This window comes from Sagittula sp. NFXS13 (assembly GCF_040148795.1).
Lineage (GTDB): Bacteria > Pseudomonadota > Alphaproteobacteria > Rhodobacterales > Rhodobacteraceae > Sagittula > Sagittula marina.
On the sequence record NZ_JAGEMH010000016.1, the window covers coordinates 1 to 23804 of the forward strand.

Consider the following 23804-nt stretch of genomic DNA (forward strand, 5'->3'; position numbering starts at 1 on the left):
CGGCAGTGCGGTGAGCCGAACACTTGGCAGGCTCCAGCGGTCGTCACTCCCGGCCCAGAGCCGACCTTGGCTGAGTACGGCCATGCCGCGAAGCAGCTTAACCGAACCGGCCATTCGTCCCTCGCGCGGCATTCTTAATGCTTGAGTGCCGCCGAACGGGAGGAATCTGCCTTTGTTTTCAAGATGCTATTCGCATTCGAATAAGCAGGGCTAGACTAGTCGGCAAGACCAAAAGGGCGGCAGCTAAATGAGGGTCTGGGACACCGAAGGCTGTATAGAATATCTCCGCACAGTCCAGAGAAGCCAGAAGCAAAGCACCTACTGCGACAATAGTGGAAACGCCGAGAACTCCAATCTCAAATTTAGATACACCTTTGGAGAAACGGAGCAGTCGGATCAACAGCGGTAGGCTGAAAAAAATAAAGGCAAATCCAATCACGGCCGTATCGTCACTACCCGAGCTTTGGAGCTCATTGCAGAAATAAGGTCCATCAAGGGTTCGAGCTGCAGCTCCATCTGTGTATCGCCCATACGTGAAGCCGACGAAACACATCAAAGTGAGGAAAAACAGATAGGCGGTTTGTAGCAACATCTCTGTCTTCCGGTTGGTTCACTGAAGGGGTAGCTCTTTCTGATCCATTGCGCCAGTATCTATGGGCTCTTACCGGACCTTCGCCGCGCGGCAGGGCCAAGCGCCTGGTCGCCCTTAGCGGGGCATCGCTCCCGGCCTAAACCTGCCGTTCAGTCCCTCGCCAATCGCCGCGGTGCAACTTCACCAAACCGGCCATTCGTCCCTCGCGCAGCATTTTCGGTGGATGAAGGTCGGCAGGGCGGACAAACCGCTCTTTCGCTACGGCTGCGCCAATGGCCGCTATCGACTTTTCAATGATCTCTTTCACAAAGCTCATGATCGGCCAAAGACGCCAGCACGTAACAGTCTTCGGATATGCCGTGCCCATCACAGCCCTTTGAAATTCGCGTAAGTTCCTTTTCCAATAGCTTGAGCCGTTTGATCTTCTCGCGCACGTCAACCAGCTGCGAAAAGGCGATGGCTGTCGCAGCCTCACAGGATCGGTCTGGGTGTTCTTGCAACTCGATCAGCGAAGAGATCGCCCCAATCGAAAAGCCAAGATCACGCGCGTGGCGAATGAAACTCAGCCGTTCCAGTCCTGTCTTGTCATAGCGCCGTTGGTTGCCGCTTGTGCGCTCGGCCTCTGCCAACAGCCCCATTTCCTCATAGTAGCGGATGGTTGGAACCTTGACCTTGGTGCGCTTTGAAAGCTCGCCGATAGAAAACATGAAGAAACCTCTTGTACCTCTAGTCACTAGAGATTGTAGATAGAGTGGGACACAGACTCAAGAGGCCACCATGACTGACCAATACCTGTCCCCGACACCCCTGCTGGACTTCGAAGCGTCCCCCATTCAGTGCCTAGTAACTGACCGTGGCTGGCTGTCCCTTTCGCAAACCGATCGGATCGGCGCAGCGTATGACTTTGTCCGCAACGAAATTCTGTTCGGCTACAATTCTGATGATGCGTTGCCAGCTTCTAGGGTGCTGGCTGATGGCTATGGGCAGTGCAACACGAAGGGCACTCTGCTTATGGCGCTCTTGCGCGCTCTTGGTGTGCCTTGCCGCTTTCATGGCTTCACCATCGACAAGCGATTGCAGCGGGGGGTCGTGCCAGAGCTGGTCTATCCGGTTGCCCCCCGAAACATTATCCACTCATGGATCGAAATCCATCATGACGGAAAGTGGTTGAACCTTGAGGGCTTCATTCTGGATGCAGCCGTGCTTGCAGCCCTGCAAGGTGCGTTTCCAGGGCGTCAATCATTGTGCGCCTATGGTGCAGGCACAGATTGTCTGCAAAGCCCAAACGTCGAATGGCGTGGGGCCAGCACCTACATCCAAAAGACCGGTATCAACCACGACTTCGGCACCTTCGACGATCCCGATACATTCTATGCATCGCACCGCCAGTTGACCGGCATCAAGGGTCTTCTCTATCGCCTGCTCATTCGGCACTGGATGAATCACCGCGTCAGGAAGATGCGGAGCGGTCATGTGCCGAGCATTCCCGGTGGCGAGGCAAGCCTCGTGTCAACTCAATCAGACCTTGAAACGCAGGAGGTAATCTAATGGCCGGTTGCTGCGGACACGACGCCAAGTTTGACGGCGTATCAGACGACTACAAACGACGACTCTGGATCGTCATTGCCCTCAACGCGACGATGTTCGCGGTTGAAATGACTGCGGGCCACTTGGCTAAGTCACAGGCTTTGCAAGCCGATGCTCTCGACTTTGCGGGCGATGCAATGACCTATGGTATCTCTCTGGCCGTCATCGGGGCATCACTTCGCGCCCGCACCAATGCCGCGCTGTTCAAGGGGTTCAGCCTTTTGTTAATGGGACTTTGGGTCTTCGGATCGACTGTTTACCGCGTCTTCTATGTCGGGGTTCCCACGGCTGAGATCATGGGCGCTGTTGGCTTTCTGGCTTTGCTCACGAACCTTGCCAGTGTGTTCTTACTGGTGCGCTACAAGGATGGTGACGCCAACGTGCGTTCAGTCTGGCTCTGTTCGCGTAATGACGCCATCGGCAACGTCGCCGTCATATTCGCGGCCTTGGGCGTCTGGGGTACAGCAACAGGCTGGCCTGATTTGATCGTCGCAACAATCATGGCTGGGCTGTTCCTGTCGTCCGCTTTTCAGATTGTGCGGCAAGCCCTCGCAGAGCGGCGGGACATAATCGACCACAAACACGCAGAGGCATGATGCAGGGCTTTCTGATTATTCTGGGTCTAGGCGTCGCCGCCATGACGCTAGCGGCAATCCTCTGGTCGATTGCCTTTCCTGATCGGCGCATATGGCCGCCAAAACGCTACACGACATTCACGCTTTTCTTTGTCTGGCTGCCAACATTCACGCTGTTCGGGGTTCTCATCCTGCTTGGTGTCTGGGGTTGGGCTGATTTGGACGTACCGGGTTGGTTGCGGTTTGGCGTCGGCCTGCCTCTCATCCTGATCGGCAACATCGTAGTTTGGATGGAAGTCTCACATTTCGGTGTCCCGCAAACGGGTGGAGCCAAAGGCACCCTGCGCACCAAGGGTATGTACCGCTATTCGCAGAACCCGCAGTATATGGCTGATATTGGCATCGTCGGTGGTTGGATGATCCTGTCAGCAGCGCCTTGGGCAATGGCAGTCGGATTGGCTGGAATAGCAGTGCTTATTGCCGCATCGTTTTCCGAGGAACCTTGGCTCAAAGACCAATACGGCACCGCATTCGAGAACTACTCGGCACGCGTGCGGCGGTCCTCTGAGGTGGGGCCAAAATCTGCAAAGCTGACGCTCGTGCATCGTGCAGCATCGGTGATTATGGGCTCTTTCCGGACCTTCGCCGCGCACTGTGTTAAGGTCTGATGAGCGGACGGAGTGAGCTTTCGCCGCGCGATGCATGAAGGTCCGCTTCAGCACGCCATGTATCAGTCAGATATCAGAGGCCGTTTGATCGATGCATAACTATCAATGCACCGTAGTCCGCTGAGCAGCGAGACCGCGAACGACGCGCCAAAAGAAATCGTGGCGAGCATGAGCGCGGTCTTTGGCCCGCCAATCCCCGCAACCATTCCACCCAATAGCGCGCCGAGAGGCCGGACACCGTAGATCGCGGTCTGTATCACAGCGTTGACGCGGCCGAGCATCACCGGAGGCGAAACGAGCTGGCGCACTGAATTCTGCGCAATTAGCCACATCGACGGTCCGAACCCGAGTATGAAGAAGCATACATAGAGCGCAACGGGCGGCGTGCCCGCGCCAATCAACAGCAGGCAGGCGGAGGCTACAGCCGAACTCCCGGGGCCGAACAATAGCACGACTTTGGGCGCGATTTTGTCGGCAACGCGCCGAGCCAGCGACGTACCAATAAAGGCTCCGGCTCCGAACGCGGCCAGGGCAATCCCGAAGGTTCCTGGGTCGAAGCGGTAAACGTCCTGGATCACGGGAACCAGCGCGACGAGCAGCGCGGCGAAAGCGAGGTTCCAGAAGATAGCACACAGAAAGATCGGCAGGAGCAAATCGTGCCCCACAACGTAGCGCCCGCCTTCGATGATGCGTGCCAAGATAGGCCCTGTGGGCTTGGGTGCCGTCTCGAACTCCGGCATAGTTGTCGTACAGATTAGGGACAACCCCGCCCCTAGACCAGCCGTCGCGAATATCACCCAAGCTGATACGTCGCTGATTGCGAGGCCCACGGTAAGCGGCACCGCGAAAGAGCAGAGCGCACGGGGAACCTCAATGGCTGCGTTCGCACCTGCAAGCGATGTGGAATCTGAAACGCGCGGCACGATGGACAGAGCCGTTAGGCTGAATAGGACAGTGCCGAAACCCGCCAACGTGATCGACACACCGAAGCCCGTAGCTGTGCCGAAAAGGATGCTGGTCGTCGCGCCTGTGGCCCCGGTAAAGAGGAGCAGCGCGGACGCAATCAGCAAAATGCGCAGCCGAGCCTGGTCTACCAGAATGCCGAAGGGTATGGACCCGAGAAGGTGGGCAGAGGACTGGCAGGCCACGAGCACGCCGATCAGCTGTGGCGAGGCATCAAACGCGAGTGCAGCCACGAGCGGCACGGCAACGAGCGCGACCTGATCGGCAAGGTGAGTACCGTAGGCGGCTCCGGTGAGGCGGGAGAGCGTATTCATTCGGTGAGCCTCGAAGGTGCCGTCAAGCACGGGTGACACGGGCGGCGAAGCAGCCCGGCTTGGCATTATGGAGATGGATGTAGGACGTGCGCGCGTTGGCAAATGCAGTATCGATCGCCGCGCTGAGGCTTTCCCCATCGACGACGTCAGCCCCGATCATCATCCCCTCTTCGTCAAACTGACGCGACGAGATGAGCCGAGAGCGCAACACCTCCGGCACTTCATCCACGGCAAGGCGGGCTTGCGCTACTCCCTCTCGGACGAAGATCGCGTGTCCCGCCCTGTAGGGCGATGCGGCCGGCTGATGTTCGTAGTGTACGAGGATCACCGTTTCGCCCACTTCGGCATCCGCAAGGCTGACCCGACAGGGCGAGCCGGGCTTGGCCCCTACCGTCATACGACGCGCATTAAGGGCTCGAAGTTTTTCGTCGCTCATTGCGAAGAGTTGGTGGAACGGCTCGGCGGGCAGTGCGTGGATTTGAAAGGACATGTCGATGGGTCTCCGTTGTCGTTGTCGGAGACATTGCAGATCACGGCCTTACAGCTCGACCCGAAACATGCGGAAAATCTAGATGTGCTTGGGCACCTGTCCGGAAGCGGACATCCGTTCGCGCCGCAGCATTCGTTACTAATGGGATGTACCGGCTGCTTCACCCAGCAGGTTAGGCTTGGCCTATACTGCACATAGGAGAAGTAGCATGGCGACGAATGATTTTGATGAACTGATGTCGATTGGCGTCGATATCGGCAAAGACGTCTTTCACTTGATTGGCTTCAACAAAGTGGGCCAGCTGGTGTTGCGCAGGAAGATCAAGCGCATGGCGTTGGTCGCGACGTTTGAGGAACTGCCGCGGTGCATCGTTGGCTTAGAAGCCTGCATGAGCGCGCATTTTGTCAGCCGAACGTTGCGTAAGCTGGGGTTCGAGCCCCGAATTATTCCAGCGGTCTACGTTCAACCATTCAACAAAGGCCAGAAGAACGACTACAACGATGCTGAGGCCATCGCAGAGGCCGCGTTGCGCCCCAATCTCAAGACGGTTGCCGAGAAGACGCAGGAACAGCTCGATCTGCAGGCATTGCATCGCGTGCGCTCCCGTCTCGTGTCGCGCCGAACGGCGACAATGAATCAGATCCGCGCATTCTTGATTGAACAAGGGATCACCGTTCGCAAAAGCGTGGCCGCACTTCGCACGTCGCTCCAGGCGATTTTGGACAACCGCGATGATGAGATGTCGTTGCGGATGCGCAAGTTGATCCTCGGCCTTCAGCAGGACTGGATCTGGATCGACAAGCGGATCGAGATGACCACGTCTGAGATCGAATCCGTTAGCAAAAGCGAGGCCAGCTGTCAGCGTCTGATGACTATTCCGGGCATTGGCCCCATCATCTCAACGGCGGTGGGGTCCGCTGTCGGGAACGGCGAGGCTTATGACCGTGGGCGCGACTTTGCGGCCTGGCTGGGGCTTGTGCCACGCCAACATAGCACGGGTGGACGGACGATTTTGGGGCGAATCACGAAGCGGGGCAGTCGGTATCTGCGCATGCTGTTTGTGCAGGCCGCACAGGTCATCTTGATGCGACCCAAGAACTGGTCAAAGTTCAGTTTTGGCCCTTGGCTGGAAGCGGCGGCGACGCGCATGCAGCACAATAAGCTGGGTGTTGCACTGGCCAACAAGCTGGCGCGCATTGCGTGGAGCGTTTTGAACTCAGGCAAAGACTTCGATTGGAAAGAAAAGGAATTGGCGACTGCGATCTGATCACAGCCGCAAACGATGTTCGTAAACCTCAACTGCATGGAACGGAATAAGGCGCACCCAAAGTCTGAGAGCCCAGATGGTCATAATAGATCAGGTTAGTAATGAGACAGCGGCGCGTGCGTACTCCCAACAGGGCCACGGCAAAATACTCAAGCCGATCCAAAGGCCGGATACATATCAGCGACCTCCTGAAGACATGCAATTGAACACTTGCGAACAGCAGCCGGTACATACATCTGGGCTCGTTCCCGACCTTCGCCGCGCAATGCACCGAGGTCGGCAGTGCGGGACCTTTCCGCCGTTCGCTGCGCCTGCGACATCTTCAAGAGTGGATGTCGGCGATGCGCAGATAGCGGATAGCGATATCAGCACGCCACTTCCCACATAGTCGTGAGCTTCCAGCAACTGGAGGGCTTCTTCAGACTTGACGACTGACCGCTGAGAAGTGTTTATCCTCGATGGACGAAAGGAAACTGTGTGCTCGGTAGGGTCTTCATCATTCTTGTTGCATTGCAGCTCGTTGTGACGAGTGCATTTGCGCATGTGATGCCGATGGCCGAACATTGTGCAGAGCCTGCTGCGGCTCAGCATGTGCATAGTGACGAAATATCCGTTCTTCAGGATCAGATGGTCGACACTGCCTTCGAGACTGAGCAGCAGCCCAAGCCAATGGGACTGCTTCATTGTGCCAGCGTTGCTTGCACAGATCAGTCTGGAAATACGTCTGCTATCGACCTGCACAAAGACTTCCGGATCGCGGACCTGAATCCAGCCGAACCGAGCATGGCTCTGCAGTCCGTTCTTCTCTCCTTCCTTCGGCCTCCTCTGGCCTGAGCGCGCCTGTACGGCGTTGATTGCGGCGTGCCCGAGCGGCGACGTCCGGCAATCCGATCATTTGCGGTCTTCTTCAGTTTCGAACCTCTGGCCCAGCTGATCCTTCTCCCTCCCTTCACTGCTCGGCAGTGATCTCCTCTTTGCGAGGCCATGTTTTTGGTCCGCGCTCACGGAAAACACATGAAACACACGAACTTCCTGCGGCCTCTCGCCGTAGTGCTGGGGCTTGCCCTCGGACTGCCCGCGCAGGCTGGCACCTATGACATCACCGTCGACAAGGTCCGGATCGACACCGGAACCTTCAAGAAGAACGGGATCGGCTACAATGGTAGCCAGACTCCTACCATCCTGCACTTCCAGGAAGGCGAAGACGTCGTCATCCGCGTGAAGAACAATCTGCGCGAAAGCACGTCCATCCACTGGCATGGCCTGATCCTGCCGTTCCAGCAGGACGGCGTGCCGGGCATCAGCTTTAACGGCATCAAGCCGGGCGAAACCTTCACCTACCGCTTTCCGATCGAACAGGCAGGCACCTACTGGTTCCACAGTCATTCGGGTTTCCAGGAGCCCGACGGCGCCTACGGCGCCATCGTGATCGCCCCAAAAGGCGGCGAGGCCGTGCCGACGGACCGCGACTACGTGGTGCAGTTCACGGACAAGCATCCGCACAGCGGATCGCGGATCTTCCGCAACCTAAAAGCATCGGCAGACTACTACAACCGGGCGCAACGTACGGCGCAGGACCTGATCGAGGACGCGGGCGCGGAGGGTCTGAAAGCCGCCCTTCAGGATCGGAAGATGTGGGGCGCCATGCGCATGATGCCCACGGATATCGAGGATGTTCAGGGCTTCACGGCGCTGATCAACGGGGCCAGCACCCAGCAGAACTGGACCGGCATCTTCAAGCCCGGCGAGAAGGTGCGCCTGCGCCTGATCAACTCCTCGGCGACGACCTATTTCGACGTGCGCGTGCCCGGTCTGAAAATGACGGTGGTGCAGGCCGACGGCAATGACGTGAAGCCGGTCGTGGTGGATGAGCTGCGCATCGCCGTGGCGGAAACCTATGACGTGATCGTCCAGCCGCGCGAGGCCAAGGCCTATTCGATCATTGGCGAAAGTGCGGGCCGCACCGCGATGGTGCGGGGCACGCTGGCACCGTCCGCAGGCATGGTCGGCCCCTACTACAAGATGCGGCCACAGCCTCTGCTTACGATGGCCGACATGGGGGGCATGATGTCCGGGATGGATCATTCTGGAATGGGCATGGGCGGAATGGACATGTCTGGGATGGACCACTCTGGCATGGACATGAGCGGGTTCGACATGTCCGGGATGGATCACTCCGGCCATGATATGAGCAGCATGGATATGTCTGGCATGGACATGTCCGCTGGCATGCCCGTCGTTCCTGCTGAAGGCGCACCGGGCGCTGCCTTCTATGCACCGGGTAGCGGGTTGATCCCGACGGCGGCAAATGGCGGCAAGTTCCTTGGCTACGAAGACCTCACGGCGCGCAAGCCGCTCTACCGTGATCGCCCCGCCACCCGCGAGATCGAGATCCGCCTCACCGGCAACATGGAACGCTACATCTGGTCCATCGACGGCGTGAAATACGAGGACGCCGACCCGATCCGCCTGAAGTACGGCGAACGCGTCCGGTTCAAGTTCGTCAACGAAACCATGATGGCGCACCCGATGCACCTGCACGGGATGTGGTCGATCCTCGACACCGGCAAAGGGGCCTATGACCCCGTGAAGCATACGGTCAGCGTGGCCCCTGGAACAACGCTTTACACCGAGACCGAAGTCGATGCCCCCGGCCAGTGGGCGTTCCATTGCCACCTCTCCTACCACATGGCGGGCGGCATGTTCCGCAAGGTTATCGTCGAAGGTGGGCCGTCCTGATGCGCGCGTATTCCAAGGAAAACAATCACATGAAAAAACGACTTCTTGGAACGGCCCTCGGGCTTCCACTTGCGTTGGCTTTTGCACCTGCTGCGATGGCTGACCCAGGAATGTCGCCAACCGTCTGGAGCGTCCGGACCGACAAGCTCGAATACCGGATGGGCGATGAAGAGAACTCCTTTGCCTGGGAATTCGACGCATGGGTCGGAAACGACGAACTGCGGCTCGTCTGGAAGAGCGAAGGCGCGAAGATCGAAGGCGGCGATTTCGAAGAGATGGACAACCAAATCCGCCTCCAGAAACCGATCACCGACTTCTTCGATGGCTTCATCGGGATCGCCGCCTCCACGCCGGACGGCGCGCCCGAGCGCTACTACGGCGCTTTCGGCGTGACAGGCCTCGCACCGCAATGGTTCGAGGTCGAAGCGGCGCTCTACGTTTCCGAATACCCCTACCTCGGGGCGGAGGTGGAGTATGAGGCTCTGCTGACCAATCGGCTGATCCTGACCCCCTCCATAGAGGCGACATTGCCGCTGGCGGATGATCCCGAGCGCGAAATCGCGGCAGGCGGCGGATCTGTCGAGGTGGGACTGCGACTGAGCTACGACCTGATCGGCCGCAGCGTGTCGCCCTATGTCGGCGTGAACTACGAACGCGCCTTCGGCGGAACAGCCGACATTCTGCGCGATCATGGCCATGAGGTCGACGAGCTGACCGGCGTCGTCGGCATTAACTTCATGTTCTGATTTTTCTGCGCCCTCTCAGCTACTTCGAAGCCGCGGAGAGGGCGCAGCCTTTTTCAACCTGAACCAACCAAGGGAGCATCCCAATGAAACTTCGTACTATCCTGACGTCCGCCGCACTGTCGGTCGGTCTGGCCCTGAGCGCAGGCGCTGCATTGGCCCACGGCAAGGGCATGATGACGATGCCGAGCAATGGCCAGACGGTCGGCGCGGACACCAAGGTCATCCACCTGATGTTCCAAGACCCCATGCAGATCACCACCGTCACGATGAAAGCGCCGGACGGTAAGACCTACAAGATCAACGGTCCGGCCGCGAACCAGGCCGTGAAGACCTGGGAAGGCAAGCTGCCCAAGCTCGCACCGGGCAATTATAAGGTCGATTGGCGTGGCATGTCGCCGGACGGTCACCCGATGAACGGTAGCTTTGCGTTCAAAGTCGGGAAGTAAATCATGGGCGGAGTTCTTGCCGCACTGGAACCGGTGCAGATCGCCTCGATCCTCGTCAAGGCGGGGATGTATGTCAGTGTCCTGCTTGCGGCGGGCTCCGTGATAAATCTCTGGCTCCTGACCGAGCTGGATGCCGCTGCAAGCCGTCGCCTCAGGCGGCTTGCAGCATGGTCGGCCATAGTTGGCATCGTGTTCAGCGCACTCAACATCCCGCTGCGGGCGGCCTTCTTCTACGGGGGCTTCGGTGGCGCGCTTGATCCGATGATGCTCCAGATTGCCCTATCCAGTCCACTTGGGCTGTCGGTAGAGGCCGACATTCTTGGTCTTCTCGCCATCGCGACCATCGCGCTCAATCGCAGTTGGACACGCCCTGTGGCGGTCCTTGGTGTTGTTCTTGTCGCCATCAGTTTCGCGCTGCGGGGTCACGCGACCGGAGATCCGAGGTTGGCGCTTTCGACACTTTTCGTCATCCACATCCTCGCCGCGAGCTTCTGGATCGGGGGCTTCTATCCGCTCTATGACATGGCAGAGCGTGGCAACGAGGCAGCCGTGCGCACTGTCGAACGGTTCGGTCAGGCGGCGCTTGTCATGGTCGGGCTACTTGTCGTGGCGGGCGTCGTCATCCTGGTGATCCTGGCGGGCGATCCCATCGCGGTCCTGACCCAACCCTGGGGGCAGTTCCTGATGCTGAAACTGGCAGTCGTGGCCCTGCTTCTCGGCCTCGCCGGGCTGAACAAGCTTCGGCTGACCCCTGCCCTGGCCGAGACCGGAAACGCCGGCCCGCTGAGGGCGTCGATCCGATGGGAGGTCGCGGCCTTCCTCGTGATCCTGCTGGTCACTGCCACCTTCACGTCCACGGTCGCGCCGGAGCACGTCGGCTAAGCCAGAAAGACACCGGGGGCGTCAAGACGCCGCCCCCGTTTCTCACCTCAGACCCCGAGGGCACGCAGGCCCATCCAGAGGCCCATCACGATCATCATCAAATTTTCGGTCAGAGAAATGAAGCCGAGCGGCACATTGGAGGCGCCGCCCACGCAGGCACATTTCAACTCGCGCTTGTCGATGTAGACTGCCTTGAACACGCTGATCGCCCCAATGGTCCCGATGAACAGCGCAACGGGTACGGAGATCCAGGTCAGGACGCCCGCAGTCATCAGGATGCCAGCCAGCGCCTCGCCGTAGGGGTAGATCTTGCCGTAGGGCACCCAACGTTTCGCCAGCAGGTCGTAGTTCAGGAACATTGTCGAGAACTGCTCAACGTCTTGAAGCTTCTGGATCGCAAGCACGGTCATGGACAACGAGATGAACCACTGGAAGCTCTGCCAAGTCAGGATCGTCCCGTATTGGTGCCACGCCAGCCCAAGCGCCAGCAGGGCACAGACTGAAAAGATCGCGATGACAGGTCGATATGTCGTGTCGCTCTGTTCTTCCTTGGGCGGGTCGATCCCGAGGAAAATGCGCAGGTCGTCATGACCCCCGATCCGTTTCCCGTCAATGAAGGTCTGCGGCGTCGTCTTGACGTCATGCTCGCGCTTGAAGGCCTCGGTCTCGTCCTTGGTCTTCAGGTGGTGATCTTCGACGGTGTAGCCTTTGCGCTCAAGCAGATCTTTGGATTTCAGACCAAAGGGGCATGTGTGCTCAGGCATGACCATGCGATAGAGAACGGCGGTTTTCGTGGTATCTTTTGGCATGATCATATTCCTCAATTCGTGCAGGTGTACTGACCGCGGAAACCGGCCTCGTAGTCAGGGCCCGCGCTGATGACGAAATCCTGAAGATTGGCATCGTCCGTATCGCGCACCTGAATCGTGATCGGGTCAGCGGCGAAGCTGTCTTCCCCGCCATCGAATTGCACAAGATCACCGCTGATCTTGACCAAGGCAGTGCCGTTTCCGGACACGAACACGGGCGGGCTCGTTTCAGTGTAGGTGAAGCTGCACGCGGCCCCATCCGGGAAGACCTGGGCGATATCTGCCTGCGTCAGGAACTCCGGATCGACCTTGGAAACAACCTCGCTGGACAGGGCGTCCTGAGCGGGTTTCAACTCGGCTGCCGGTTCATCCCCGGCGGGCGTCGCCTCTCCATTCGCCGAAGTGTCGGCGATCAGATAGCGCATTTCGGCGATTTCCTTGTCCTGGGCGTAAATGATGTCATCCGCCAAGGTGCGCACCCTTGGATCGGTGATTTCTGCGCGGGTGGACGTCATGATGGCGATCGAATGGTGTGGGATCATCGCCCGCATGTAGGCGCGGTCTTGCACCGTCACCTGGCTGCGAACCAGCCAGAGTGCTGCTGCGAAGACGATGATGGAGCCTGCAAAGATCGCGATGTTGAGCGCGCGGTTCTTGTACATGCCGAGCATGAAAGACAGCATGACGAAGGCCATGATCGCCCCCATGACGATTGCCATATAGGCGCGTGTTTCCGACCAGAAGATATGGCTGACCAGATACGTGTTCAGGTACATCAACCCGAACATCAGGACCGTAGATACGGCAATCATCAGGAAAAAGCGGGAATAGGCCATCGTCACCTCCGAGTGTGTTTAGGGGAATAACAACCTTCCAGTGGGTGAATGTTCCCTAAAAGTTGGCTTTTCTCGGCCTATTCCTGCCGGGTTCTATCACGTTGATAGGCGCGTTCGCGCTCGGGCCATATGGATTTAATGTAGTCGAGGATCGCGCGAATTTGCGCATCGCTCAGGCTGTCGCCGAAGCCCGGCATGTTGCCCTGATAGCCCCCGCCCACCACTGCGGCGGTCCCGTCCCGCGTGATGCGGAACAGGATGTCGTCGCTATGATGCCAGGTGTGGCCCGTTGCATCATGGGGTGGCGCAGGCAGGCGGCCGTCGGGGCCGGGGCTGCGCCAGTCCGGTTGTCCCTGAAGGTCCACGCCGTGACAGGAGGCGCAATTCTGCTGATAAAGCGCTGCGCCTTCCATGCCTTCCTCTGCTCCGGCTGAGTAGGCCACGCCCGAAAGAGCAACTGCGATCAGGGAAAGCAACTTCATGAGACCATGATCCAGTTTGTCATGCCCGAGGCCGCGTGCCCCAGCATGTGACAATGCAGCAACCACTTTCCCGGATTGTCCGCAACGAAGGCAATTTCCGTCGTCTCGTTCGGCATGACCAGCACCGTGTCGCGCAGCGGACCAAGTGCTCCGTCTTCCTTGCGCACCCGGAAATGCATCCCGTGCAGATGCATCGCGTGCGGGAAGATCGTGTCGTTTGTCATGCGGATGCGGGCTGTCTCCCCACGTGACAGGGTGGCAAAGGGCGTCTTTCCCATCCCGACCTGTCCGGCCAAGGCCCAGAACTGGCCATTCTGGACCAGCTCCTGCCAGCCCATCTTTTGTCCGTCGAAGGTCGCACCCTCCAGGCCGCGCATCGCACCGCCTTGCAACGGCATGTCGAGGACAGGCGCCTCATCGACGCCGACGATCTCCATACGCGGATTTCGCGGCAAGGGCTGAGGCGTGCCGCGAGTGACTGACGCGGCACGTCCTTTGACAGAGACTTCCGCCAGCGCGCGCCAAGTATCATCCGCCGCAGCAAAAAGAAGCCCTGCGGTTTCCCCTTCCTCGGCCGAGACATCGACGATCAGGTCCATGCGCTGCGCGGGGGCAAGCACAAGCGTGTCCGTCACCGGCTCTGGTGCCGCAAGCGGCATTCCGTCAAGAGCCACCGTCCAGCCGGTCAGGCCCTCCAGTTTCAAACCAAAGATCTGGGCATTGGCCGCGTTGATCAGCCGCAGCCTCAGCCGCTCGTTCTGCCGGGCCGACACGCTGTAGTCGTAGCGCCCGTTCACACCCACGAGGTTGCCGATCTGGCCTCCGTGGCTGCGCGTCATCGGCGCTGCGAAATCATCGACAAACAGGCCCGTATCGGGGTCCAGCAACCAGTCGTCGATCATCAGAACCTCGTCCCGATCCACATCCGGCGGCGTTGCCTCTTCGATAATCAGGGCTCCGGAAAGACCCCGCGCAACCTGTTCCATCGAATTGGTGTGGGCGTGATACCAGTAGGTTCCGGCATCAGGAAGATCGAAGGCATAGTCGAAACTCTCGTCGGGCGGCACCGCGTCCTGGGTCAGCCCCGCGACACCATCCATGGCGTTGTCGATACGGATGCCATGCCAATGGATCGAGGTCGGAACCTTTAGCGCATTCACCAGCCGCCGTTCCAACCGGCTGCCTTGCGCGGCGCGGATCACGGGGCCGGGGATTGTGCCATCATAGCTCCAGACCGGCGTGGCCGGATAGCTGGCAGGGGCAAGCTGGACCGTGGTGTCCATGGCTGTCAGGAGGGGTATTTCCTGAGCAAAGGCAGGTCGTGCGAATGGAGCAGAAGCAAGACCTGCGCAGAATAGCCGTCGTGTCATCTTCATGTCAGTTGATCCCATTGGCGCGCTGTACTTCGCGGATATAGGCGATGATCGAACTCACGTCCGCACGCGTCACCTCGGGCTGCGGCGGCATGTCTCCGAATTTCCAATGATGTGCGCGCACGCCATTCGCAGCCGCCATCTGGAAGGCCATGTCGCCATGGTGGGACGGCTCGTAGATCTTGTGGATCAGCGGCGGAGCAAACCCGATTTTCCCGGCGGCATTCTCGCCGTGGCAATCGGCGCAGACGACATCGAAGGCCCGCTTGCCCATGCTCGCCTCGGGCGACAGCGTATCGGGCAGCGTAACGGCAACCATGGGCGCGCCCTCCGCTGGTGCTGCTTCCTCTACAGAGGCAGTTTGAGGGGTAAAGCGGGTGAAAGCATAGACACCAAGCGCCACGGTAAGAACCGCGGCCCCGGCGAGGGTGATTTTGTTCATGGGAGTATCCTGACATGCACGGTTTTGCGGGCCGCGCGCTCTGATGATGGGTCGACCGAAATCGACCCAGATTCAACTGGAGCTGGCTCAGGCGCGCGGAGGCGGGAGGTCCAGAGACAGACTGATCGTCGTGCCACTAAGAGGCTCAGGCCACGCATGACGGAGGCGTGGCAGATCAGTGTCACGGAGAGGCAGGCTGGTATCGAGAAGAGCATAGGATGCGCAGGTCGCCATGACTGCGCAAGGCGCGTCAGCTTGGTGCTGGTTCGCCGGGGCCTGCCGATCTGCATGGATCGTCGTTTCTGGACAGGCCGCGCAGTCATGCATCGCAGACCCTGCCGCAGACATTTGCGGGAAGGCAGCCAGCATCATGAGGCTGGTCAGGAAGATGACGGCGATTAGGCGCATAAAGACCCTCGATTGCAGCATCAAAAATGGGTTCGGACGACGGCATGGTCAATCCCAAAACGGCGCCAATTCTGGTGCTCTCAGCCTCAATCGCTTGCGCAGCCGATAGCCACAGTCCCACCTTAGTGTCGGAATTCGGTGCCATGCAACGCGGGCAAGCATGTCGCGGAGCGGACGTATGCAGCCGCAGCGAAGCTTCGGCATGGTCACGGGTAGTTTGGGCTCTAAGCGGACATGCGGCGGTGCGGCAGCAAGGTCGCAGCGATTCCGCACCAGGTTCCAGCCGTCAGATGACGGCTGTAAGCCCGAAGCGGACACAACGGTCTTGGCTCGTACCTGCGATAGCTGACATTCGCTGCGCGTGTCTCGAACTGGTAGTCTGCGGGACAGAGCGCCAATTCGCTGCAGTTGCGCCAATGGCGGCTTTGTGTTTCCTAGCGGACTATGCTTTTTTGCACCGAAGAGAGGGGCATCGTCAAGTTATCGGCGTTCGTGGCGACGAAAGCCCGGCACCGGGTCTCAAACAGCCTTCAGCTCACGCGTGATATCGTCCCAGATCCAATGGGCGTCGGCTCGAGTCTGACGGTAGGCTGCGGCTGAAAGTGTATGGCGGCGCGGACGGAAGATGGTTTGGACCTGATCATGAACGGAAAGAAATCGCTGGGCTTGTCTCGGTGACTTAAACCTCCCCATAATCTTTTCTCGCCGTCGGGTGGGGCGATGTGACCCTTCGGATCGATTGTTAAGGCCTTTGTGGCTGCGGTGCTCTATTCCCGGAGCAAGCTCCTTCAGAGCGGCGCCATAGCTTCGGAGTTTATCGGTGACGATCACCCGTGGCGCGCCAAATGCCTTGAATAGCTTGCGGAAAAATCGACTTGCAGCCCGTTTATTGCGCCGGGATTGGACGAGGATGTCCAGCACGTCGCCTTTGCTGTCGACGGCGCGCCATAGCCAATATTTCTTGCCGTTTATCGGAAGGACGACTTCGTCCAAGTGCCATTTGTCCGCCACTCTGGGGCGATCTCGGCGGATCTGCTTGGCATAATGCGACCCGAATTTCGCAAGCCAAGCTCGGATGGTCTCATAGCTAACCACAATGCCACGCGCGGCCAACAAGTCCTCGACATCGCGCAAACTCATGGGAAATCGGTGATAGGCCCAGACGGCGTATCCGATGATTTCAGGAGGAAAACGATGGCCTGAAAAGGCACCAGATTGCTTAGGTTTGGTCATGCGCCCACGTACACGGCTTTTGAGATGTCTCGCAACTTGACGATGCCATTCGGCCTCGTAAAGCTCTGCTTGGCGCATCCCAAAATTTTCGATCGTCCATCTGGCGATTTCAGTGAGGCTGGCTTCCGCACGACTTGTCAGCCGGAGGGATCGGCTCATGTACGCGCGCGTGCAGTCGCAAAGGCCCGTTTGATCGCATCTTTGCCGGTGACCGACGCAAAATCACCCGCCTTGGCCTGCGCCAGACCTTCAAGTAGGCCTTTCCGTATTTCTGCCAGCTCTGCTTCTTCCTGCTCGAGCAGCCTCAGACCCGCGCGCATCGCTTCGCTCACATTCTGGTAGCGCCCGGACGCCACCAATGCCTGGACCAGATGGTCTTGGGTTTCGGTCAGGACAACGTTGCGTGTCACCATGGGTCAGATCTCCTTGATTGGCAGTATATGCCAATGGACGATTTTGGTCAATGTTACCTGTTGTTGGTCCACGAAGAGCCACTGATCGGTTGTGCCTGCGTATCTACCGAAGTTCAGCCCCCTGCCCTGCGGCATTTACTTTTGCGGCGGGCTGAGCAACCGTTCCAGTTCGCGCATCGCCGCCTCGACCAGCTCGCGGTCGACCTGCTTGCCGCTCATGCGAATGTACCAGCCCCGGCTATCCTCTTCCGCGAGGATCGAGATTCCAGTGGGTGTCTTTCGCGCGGCGGGGGCCTTCGCGGGACGGCCGCCCCTCTTTGGGTCATGTTTAGGCTCCACACCATCCAGAACGCGTCGAATCGCAAGGGTCTCGTCCTCCGCCGTTTCTGCCCGCACCTCAGCCAGTTCGCTGCGCAGCCGCGCCTCGGCCCCGTCCCGCAGCGCTGCCGCCATACGCAGCCCGTCCTTTTCCCGCAGCATGTCGGGGAATTCCAGCATATCGCCCAGCTCTTCAAAGATCAGCGCAAAGGAACGGATCTTCGACCGCTTCGCCTTCGAGGCCTGCGGGAACAGCGCGTTCACCGCCTCCTCGGTATTCACGAAAGCCCCCTGCTGCGCCGCCAGAACCGCAATCCGCCCGCGTTCGAAATGGCTCAGAGAGGCGCGGATTTCGTTCTCTTCAATCATCGCGGCAAAGGTGCCGCCCATGGTCTCCGGGTCTCGCACCACGGTCCGAATGGTGGTGTATTTCTCGCCCTGGAAATACTCGGCCAGTTCCTGCATCGCCATCATCCGGCGGTAGCCCGACAACAGCCCGTAAGCAAAATCGGGATCATCCGGCGTGGCAAACACCTCCACCGGCAGCCGAAGGCCGTTGCGCATGATCGAATGCTTCAGCTCGTCCAGGGCCTCCCGGTCGATCACGACCCGATCCCGCTGAATGGCATCGCGGCGGATCTGGTCCAGCGGCACCTCCCGCATGACCAGCCCCTCGGCCTCCGCCGCCCGCAGTCGCGTCACATCAGCCCGGTCCTTGGCAGCCGCCTCACGCTCCGCTTGCGACCGCACGTCGTGGGCGCTGGCCGTTTCCGCCGCCACCTGAGCGATCGGTGCGTTCATCATTCCTTTGGAGGTTTCGCGGCGAAACTCCTCCTCCAGCCTACTCAGATCCTCGGCCGACGGGGCCTCCAGCTTACGACGTTTGGCCATCACTCAGTCTCCTCTTGCGCGCCTGCCTCCGCGCTTTTTGCCAACTGCGCATCCCGCCACCAGGTGCCCAGAATGACCTCCTTCACCTCTGCCCATGTCCGGTCAAAGGTCTCCCGCCCGCGCACATAGGTATCGCGGTTGAACTCCCGGTAATCGGTCTCGTAGATGCCACTCACCTGTTCACCCGCCTGCCCCACCATGGCCGTCATCTCCTGGCGATAAGTCGTCATGAAATCTCCGAAATAAGCCTGGATCACGTTTGCCAGATCCGCCTGCTGGTTGGCATCGAACCGCGTCACCAGCGCCCGCACCGCGTCCCATTCAAACTTCATCTCGGGCAAGCCCCCTGCCCTGCGCGCGCGGTTCTCCCCCTCCTCGATGGAGGCAAAGGTCGAATAGATCATGTCGAAAAACCGCCCCGTGCTGTCGAATTCCAGAAACGACGCGCCCAAGGGCACCAGCAGGATATCCGCCGCCGACAGCGCGTTGATTGTCAGGTAGCCAAGCGCTGGCGGCGTATCGAGCAGAATGATGTCGTACTCATCCAGCATCCCGCCTTCTTCCAGCGCGTTCAGCAGCGCATCCCACAGCGCCCAACCCCGGAGTTGCATGCGCCAGACCGGCACCTGGAATTCGGACCAATAAAGGTTCAGCTGCGCCCCGATCAGATCGATATTCGGCCAATGGGTTTTCTGAACGAGGTTTCGTGGCGAAACCTCTAACGCAGCGGTCAGTGTCTCATCGAATGGGAAAGGTGTTTGGCCGGCGGCCTCCCGGACACGATTCTCTTCCTGCAATTTCAAAGCATAATCACGCGCCAGCATTGGAAAGACGGTCTGCCATTCATCCTCGACCTTGCCGCCCATGATCGAGGTCATGGACCCTTGGCTGTCGAGGTCGATCACCAACACTTTGTAGCCGTCGAGCGCCGCACTCATCGCCAGATGGGCGCAGGTGGATGTCTTGCCCACCCCGCCCTTGAAATTTGCCACGGCGACAACCTTCGCCGGCAACCCCTCCGGACGCCATGCGCGGTATTCCTTGTCCTTCGCCCCCTCCTCGGCAAAGAAATCCCGCAGCGTCAGGATCTCTTCGAGCGTGAACCATTTCGAGCCGCCCTCGCCTTCGCCTTGGGGCAGCTCCGGGTTCTGGCGCAGCACACGCCGCAGATGCGCGGGGTTCACCGGGATCAGGTAACGGCAGACCTCCCAGGTCGAAAACTTGCGCAGTCGTTTGGCCCCGTCCGGCGCATAGCCGCGCTTCGCCAGATCGTCGCGCCCCCGCATGGCAAAAGCCGCCGCCTTGGCAAAGCGCGCCGTATCGATCGGCTCCGCCAGTTTCTTCGCTGCCGTCTCCGGGTCGATGTTGAAATAAGGGGGAAGGTCAGGTTTCGCTGTCGGTTTCTGGCCGGGTTTCTGTGCCATCAGTGTGCTGCCTCGCCTCGTCATGTTCGCTGTTTGCCGCGATATCGTGGAAACTATGGCACATGCTGAGGTCAGAGTGAATCAGCTTCGTCACTGTTCTCCTATATTCTTCGATATACTTACAGAAAACGACAACGATGTTTGAGAGTCTTTTGGATATTTAAGAATCTTTACGGCGTGATTTCTGTAAATTAATCAGTATGGTAGCCAACAATAGGTGCCCACTTACGGGAACTCGGGCACCCGCTTGCGGGCGTTGGGGCACCCGTTTGCAGGATCAAAAGAACCGATTCGCGGTCTTCCTGTGGATAACCGCCTTCTCGCCCCCTGTTTTGGCCTGATTAGAGCCTGTGGAGCACGAATCGATTCGCAACCGGAGGGGCTCCAACCTGCGTAATCCTGTAAACGGGTCCCTTAAAGACGGGGGGGCTTTTCAAAGGGACCCGTTTACGGTGTCCGTCCAAGGTGCCCGATCTTCTCTTGCCTATGGATACCTTTTAACCGACACTCAACGCAACCGGAGCCGGGCTGTGCTCGTGATTCCGGACAGAGGCACATAGGTCGTGGCATCGCGCGGCCCCGTCTGGCAAGAGGCACGAGACCCATGGACGATATCCCCCGCGATCAGCTCAGCGGCTCCTTGCGCCGCGGTGCGGTCAAAAAGCACGTTGCGGCGATCCACGTTTCCGGCAAGTTGACGCTCTTGCAGCGCAAGCTTTCGAACGTGCTGCTGCTCAACGCCTATGACACGATCACTTCGCAAAGCCGCCACCAGATTGATGCGCGCACGCTGTGCCTGATGATCGGCTACAACTCCAACGATATGGACACGCTGAAAGCCTCCCTGCGCGGACTGGCAGAAACGGTTGCCGAATGGGACATGCTGGACGAAAAGGGCCAGCAGGAGTGGGGCGTGTCCTCGCTGCTGTCCTACGCCAAATTGTCTGGCGGGGTCTGCGAATACGCCTATTCCCCGGCGCTGGCGGAAAAGCTGCACGATCCAAAGGTCTTTGCGCTCATCAACCTCAATATCCAGAGGCGCTTCACGTCTGGCCATGCGCTCGCTCTGTACGAAAACTGTTATCGTTTCGTGCGCACGGGATCGACAGGCTGGTGGTCGCTGGAGCTGTTCCGCCGACTGATGGGCGTCGCGGACAGCCCGTATTACGAGGTCTACAAGCACCTCAACGCCAAGATCATCAAGCCTGCGGTGACAGAGGTGAACAAGACTTCCAACATCGTGGTCACGCCTGAAACCCGTAAAATGGGCCGTACCGTGACCGACATCCGGTTCAAGATTGCGGAGAACCCGCAGCTTGGGATCCTGGACATCGACGACGGCGAAGGGCTGCGCAAATCCGACGTCTATGCACGTCTGCGGGCCTTGGGCGTCTCAGACCGTCTGGCGCGCCAATGGATGTCCGAGCACGGCGAAAGCACGGTACGTACCAAGCTCGATTACGTGGCGGGGCAGGGTGGTGTGAAAAACCCGGTGGGCTATCTCACAGCGGCGTTGAAAGAAGATTACCGGCCCGAACGGGTGGAGGGTTTCGCCGCGAAACCTGCGAAACCGTCCAGCCCGCGCGCCCTGCGCCTCGCACGCGTTCAGGAGCTGGCCTCGGCCCGCAAACCCACACAGCGCGACGCGGATAAGCGGCTGTTTTCGGCACGGCTCAACGGTGACCTCCGAGAGGATTTCGAGCGCCACGGTTGGATGTCGGCGCTGAACGCCGAGGCAATCCGGGCTTTTTGGGAGGAGCTTTCTCCGGGCGCCTTCGACGACTTGGCCGATGATTGACGACAAGAGTCACACACGAAACAGAACGCGATCCATCTCAATGCTATAGGTTCATATGGCACTGCCAAGTTGATGCCACGCCTGACGGGTTATAGTTGGGACGAGGCCGTGATTTCCTCGGGTGGAGGGGCAGGGCGCGGATCGGTGCGCTCTCGACAGGCGAAGCGATCGGGCGAGGTGTGGTTCCGACGCTTGCCGCCGTGCGGAGAGTTGCGGCGACGGCAAGCGCGCAGGTGGTACGGATGGCCGAGAGGGCGAATAGGCAAGCCGGCCAAGAAGCGCAGCGACCGACCTAAAACAATAAGTTGGTAGCAATTGCCAGCGTGTCATTCAAACGGTTGCCCGAAAGCCCTTGATGGCGTGTGTAATCGAGTTCGAGCCGTACGGATGGCGATACCTGATACCCGCCGCCGACGGTGAATGTGGCGTAGGTATCCTCGTCCACAAGCGCGTCGAGATCGTTTGCGAACTCGTATTCCAACCCGATGGACGCATTCGGACTGAACGTACCAGGACGTGGATCAAAACTTGCCAGGCGCAGTCTCGCCCAGACCAGACCATATTCTTCGCGGTCGCCCGCAATGCCCGATACCGTGGCCCCTAGGGAATTCCGCACCGTTTCTATCGAATTGCGCTGATACGCGAAACCGACCGCAGGGTGTAGCAGCCAGTTGTCTGCCAAGCTTGGATAATCGGCCTTTCCGTAGGTTCCGACCAATTCCCCCTGGGCATAGAAACGGTCATCGCCCTGATCTTGTTCCAACAATACGCCGGGTGCAATCGGAACGTCCAGAGATAGATCGCCCCAAGAGTATTCCATCCGTCCAACAAAACCCCAGCGGTCCGACAACTTTGCCATCAGATCGCCACGAATCCCTGCACCGTGACGTTTGGCGGTGCTGTTGCCAAGCGTCTCCGAAAAGTCGGATTCCTCGTAGAACACACCGAAACCGAACATCAGGTCGGGGTTCGGCGCGCGCAAATACTGGATGTCCAACCGCCGTGAATCCCCTGGCACATTCTGGAGATTGTTGTTCGGATCGATATGCGCAAAGCTGGCCGAGAACCGAAGAAAAGCAGCACCGCTTGACGAAGGCAGCTCTTTGAGCACCAGAAACGGCAGCGCGTATGTCAGCGATCCGTCCTTAAACCCGGTTTGCGGGCCCCCAGGTGCCGCTGCCGCGGAAAGGGCAGAGCGCGATTCGCCGAACCGAGTCTGGATCGTACCGTAAATGTCGTTGCTGAACGCAGGGTACAGCAACCCGGCATTGTTCAGATTGCCCAGTGTCAGCATTCCTGGCGACAAGTCTGGCGGTGGGCCGTCCTGGGCCTGCGCGGATGTAGCAAAGCATCCCGTCATCAGGGCAGCCTTTATCGTTCTGCCAAAGCAGTTCATCATTATTCGTCCTCCGTTGGGTATTGAAACAGACGGTACCGGTCACCGGCCCGTTCTTGGTTTTATCCGGTCATGAAAGGCTCAGATTGACAAAGCTGTCCATCAGCCGGGATTCGAATATGCACATGAAGGTCATGGGACTAAGCTAAGGGCTTTGCTCCGGCCCAGCTTTCAACACCGGTACGTTTCGGTTCCTAAATGTCTGGCGGTCCTGCTCATGCATCAAAGCGACAGCGGTACGATGTCGGCGTCGGTCGCACCGAAATTCGGCTCCACTCCCCACAATGAACCGGCATAGCCGATCTTGATCTTTTTACGGGCAGCCGTGGCCAGCGCCGGAGCGCACGGCGTAGTCCCGGCAATGGCCACCGAACGTGTCAGAAATGTCCTTCGCGTGGCGTCACCGTATCCTGCAACCATGGTTCGTCTCCCGTTGTATTCAGCGGCCTTATGTGACCATTGGAAACAATGTGACCGCTGTTATTTTTTCTGTCAACAAATTTGTAAGTCACTCATAAAGTGGGCGGCAGCACGGTATGGCGGGACGGAAGAAGCAACGAAATCAGCGATGCCCACCGCACAGCGACTTGCGAAAAAGACTTGGAAAAGAGGGTCGTACCATAACGCTGTTGAATTCAGCGCAGACGTGAAGATACGTACTGCCACATCGAGTGGGCAATGATCTAATGCGGAAGCCAGTGGCGCTTAGCTG

Annotated in this window: 25 protein-coding genes; 10 read left to right on the forward strand and 15 right to left on the reverse strand. The window is 59.1% G+C overall.

Annotated elements, in window-relative coordinates; all coding sequences use genetic code 11:
* Positions 1-178: 178 nt before the first annotated feature.
* Both J4E08_RS20380 and J4E08_RS20385 read right to left on the reverse strand, forming a co-directional pair.
* Positions 179-592, reverse strand: coding sequence for a hypothetical protein (locus tag J4E08_RS20380; RefSeq protein ID WP_349540045.1), 414 nt, complete (start codon positions 590-592; stop codon positions 179-181).
* Positions 593-882: 290 nt separating this feature from the next.
* Complete coding sequence (locus J4E08_RS20385; RefSeq protein ID WP_349540047.1) at positions 883-1299, reverse strand: MerR family transcriptional regulator; 417 nt, start codon at positions 1297-1299, stop codon at positions 883-885.
* A 70-nt stretch (positions 1300-1369) separates the two neighbouring features.
* Between J4E08_RS20385 and J4E08_RS20390 the strand changes: the two genes are divergently transcribed.
* The 3 genes from J4E08_RS20390 to J4E08_RS20400 are packed head-to-tail and all read left to right on the forward strand — an operon-like array spanning position 1370 to position 3422.
* Positions 1370-2140: a transglutaminase-like domain-containing protein gene (locus J4E08_RS20390; RefSeq protein WP_349540048.1), complete on the forward strand. Its 771-nt coding sequence runs from the start codon at positions 1370-1372 to the stop codon at positions 2138-2140.
* A complete protein-coding gene (locus tag J4E08_RS20395) occupies positions 2140-2775 on the forward strand; it encodes a cation efflux transmembrane domain-containing protein (RefSeq protein ID WP_349540049.1) in 636 nt (211 codons plus the stop codon). Before J4E08_RS20390 ends, J4E08_RS20395 begins: the two co-directional genes overlap by 1 nt.
* Positions 2772-3422 carry a methyltransferase family protein gene (locus tag J4E08_RS20400; RefSeq protein ID WP_349540050.1) on the forward strand — a complete coding sequence of 217 codons (651 nt, stop codon included), beginning with the start codon at positions 2772-2774 and terminating at the stop codon, positions 3420-3422. The genes J4E08_RS20395 and J4E08_RS20400 overlap by 4 nt, the downstream gene beginning before the upstream one ends.
* 62 nt (positions 3423-3484) lie before the next feature.
* Here J4E08_RS20400 and J4E08_RS20405 read toward each other — a convergent pair whose 3' ends face one another.
* Together J4E08_RS20405 and J4E08_RS20410 are read right to left on the reverse strand one after the other, a co-directional pair.
* The gene (locus tag J4E08_RS20405; RefSeq protein WP_349540051.1) at positions 3485-4729 is read right to left on the reverse strand and encodes an MFS transporter; all 1245 of its coding nucleotides are present in this window, start codon (positions 4727-4729) and stop codon (positions 3485-3487) included.
* Positions 4722-5189 carry a DUF1203 domain-containing protein gene (locus J4E08_RS20410; protein WP_349540052.1) on the reverse strand — a complete coding sequence of 156 codons (468 nt, stop codon included), beginning with the start codon at positions 5187-5189 and terminating at the stop codon, positions 4722-4724. Before J4E08_RS20410 ends, J4E08_RS20405 begins: the two co-directional genes overlap by 8 nt.
* A gap of 208 nt (positions 5190-5397) precedes the next feature.
* Here J4E08_RS20410 and J4E08_RS20415 point away from each other — a divergent pair, with 208 nt between their 5' ends.
* The 6 genes from J4E08_RS20415 (at position 5398) to J4E08_RS20440 (ending at position 11269) form a co-directional block, all read left to right on the forward strand.
* Entirely contained in the window at positions 5398-6456 is a 1059-nt protein-coding gene (locus tag J4E08_RS20415; protein ID WP_349540115.1) for an IS110 family RNA-guided transposase, read from the forward strand.
* 477 nt (positions 6457-6933) lie between these two features.
* Positions 6934-7290, forward strand: coding sequence for a hypothetical protein (locus J4E08_RS20420; protein WP_009807493.1), 357 nt, complete (start codon positions 6934-6936; stop codon positions 7288-7290).
* Positions 7291-7470: 180 nt separating this feature from the next.
* The gene (locus J4E08_RS20425) at positions 7471-9195 is read left to right on the forward strand and encodes a copper resistance system multicopper oxidase (protein WP_349540053.1); all 1725 of its coding nucleotides are present in this window, start codon (positions 7471-7473) and stop codon (positions 9193-9195) included.
* Between the two features lie 29 nt (positions 9196-9224).
* Positions 9225-9941 (forward strand): copper resistance protein B, encoded by a 717-nt coding sequence (locus J4E08_RS20430; protein WP_349540054.1) that lies wholly within the window; start codon positions 9225-9227, stop codon positions 9939-9941.
* An 83-nt stretch (positions 9942-10024) separates the two neighbouring features.
* Positions 10025-10387 (forward strand): copper resistance CopC family protein, encoded by a 363-nt coding sequence (locus J4E08_RS20435; protein WP_349540055.1) that lies wholly within the window; start codon positions 10025-10027, stop codon positions 10385-10387.
* 3 nt (positions 10388-10390) lie between these two features.
* Positions 10391-11269 (forward strand): CopD family protein, encoded by an 879-nt coding sequence (locus tag J4E08_RS20440; protein ID WP_349540056.1) that lies wholly within the window; start codon positions 10391-10393, stop codon positions 11267-11269.
* A 47-nt stretch (positions 11270-11316) separates the two neighbouring features.
* On the opposite strand, the gene J4E08_RS20445 is transcribed toward J4E08_RS20440, so the two are convergent.
* The 9 genes from J4E08_RS20445 to J4E08_RS20485 all read right to left on the reverse strand — a co-directional run bounded on the left by J4E08_RS20445 (position 11317) and on the right by J4E08_RS20485 (position 19898).
* A complete protein-coding gene (locus J4E08_RS20445; RefSeq protein WP_349540057.1) occupies positions 11317-12078 on the reverse strand; it encodes a MauE/DoxX family redox-associated membrane protein in 762 nt (253 codons plus the stop codon).
* Positions 12079-12089: 11 nt separating this feature from the next.
* Positions 12090-12914 carry a DUF6692 family protein gene (locus tag J4E08_RS20450; protein ID WP_349540058.1) on the reverse strand — a complete coding sequence of 275 codons (825 nt, stop codon included), beginning with the start codon at positions 12912-12914 and terminating at the stop codon, positions 12090-12092.
* A gap of 77 nt (positions 12915-12991) precedes the next feature.
* The gene (locus J4E08_RS20455) at positions 12992-13396 is read right to left on the reverse strand and encodes a c-type cytochrome (RefSeq protein WP_349540059.1); all 405 of its coding nucleotides are present in this window, start codon (positions 13394-13396) and stop codon (positions 12992-12994) included.
* A complete protein-coding gene (locus tag J4E08_RS20460) occupies positions 13393-14772 on the reverse strand; it encodes a multicopper oxidase family protein (RefSeq protein ID WP_349540060.1) in 1380 nt (459 codons plus the stop codon). Before J4E08_RS20460 ends, J4E08_RS20455 begins: the two co-directional genes overlap by 4 nt.
* Before the next feature lies 1 nt (position 14773).
* The gene (locus J4E08_RS20465; protein ID WP_349540061.1) at positions 14774-15211 is read right to left on the reverse strand and encodes a c-type cytochrome; all 438 of its coding nucleotides are present in this window, start codon (positions 15209-15211) and stop codon (positions 14774-14776) included.
* A 927-nt stretch (positions 15212-16138) separates the two neighbouring features.
* Positions 16139-16852: an IS6 family transposase gene (locus J4E08_RS20470; RefSeq protein ID WP_349540062.1), complete on the reverse strand. Its 714-nt coding sequence runs from the start codon at positions 16850-16852 to the stop codon at positions 16139-16141.
* A gap of 155 nt (positions 16853-17007) precedes the next feature.
* Complete coding sequence (locus J4E08_RS20475; protein WP_349540063.1) at positions 17008-17265, reverse strand: type II toxin-antitoxin system ParD family antitoxin; 258 nt, start codon at positions 17263-17265, stop codon at positions 17008-17010.
* Positions 17266-17400: 135 nt separating this feature from the next.
* Entirely contained in the window at positions 17401-18474 is a 1074-nt protein-coding gene (locus tag J4E08_RS20480) for a ParB/RepB/Spo0J family partition protein (RefSeq protein ID WP_349540064.1), read from the reverse strand.
* Positions 18474-19898, reverse strand: coding sequence for an AAA family ATPase (locus J4E08_RS20485; RefSeq protein WP_349540065.1), 1425 nt, complete (start codon positions 19896-19898; stop codon positions 18474-18476). The genes J4E08_RS20480 and J4E08_RS20485 overlap by 1 nt, the downstream gene beginning before the upstream one ends.
* A 604-nt stretch (positions 19899-20502) precedes the next feature.
* Here J4E08_RS20485 and J4E08_RS20490 point away from each other — a divergent pair.
* Entirely contained in the window at positions 20503-21696 is a 1194-nt protein-coding gene (locus J4E08_RS20490) for a replication initiation protein (protein WP_183970071.1), read from the forward strand.
* Between the two features lie 292 nt (positions 21697-21988).
* Here the strand turns inward: J4E08_RS20490 and J4E08_RS20495 are convergent, their stop codons facing one another.
* Positions 21989-23095 (reverse strand): autotransporter outer membrane beta-barrel domain-containing protein, encoded by a 1107-nt coding sequence (locus J4E08_RS20495; protein ID WP_349540066.1) that lies wholly within the window; start codon positions 23093-23095, stop codon positions 21989-21991.
* Between the two features lie 219 nt (positions 23096-23314).
* A complete protein-coding gene (locus J4E08_RS20500) occupies positions 23315-23512 on the reverse strand; it encodes a hypothetical protein (protein ID WP_349540067.1) in 198 nt (65 codons plus the stop codon).
* Between the last annotated feature and the right edge of the window lie 292 nt (positions 23513-23804).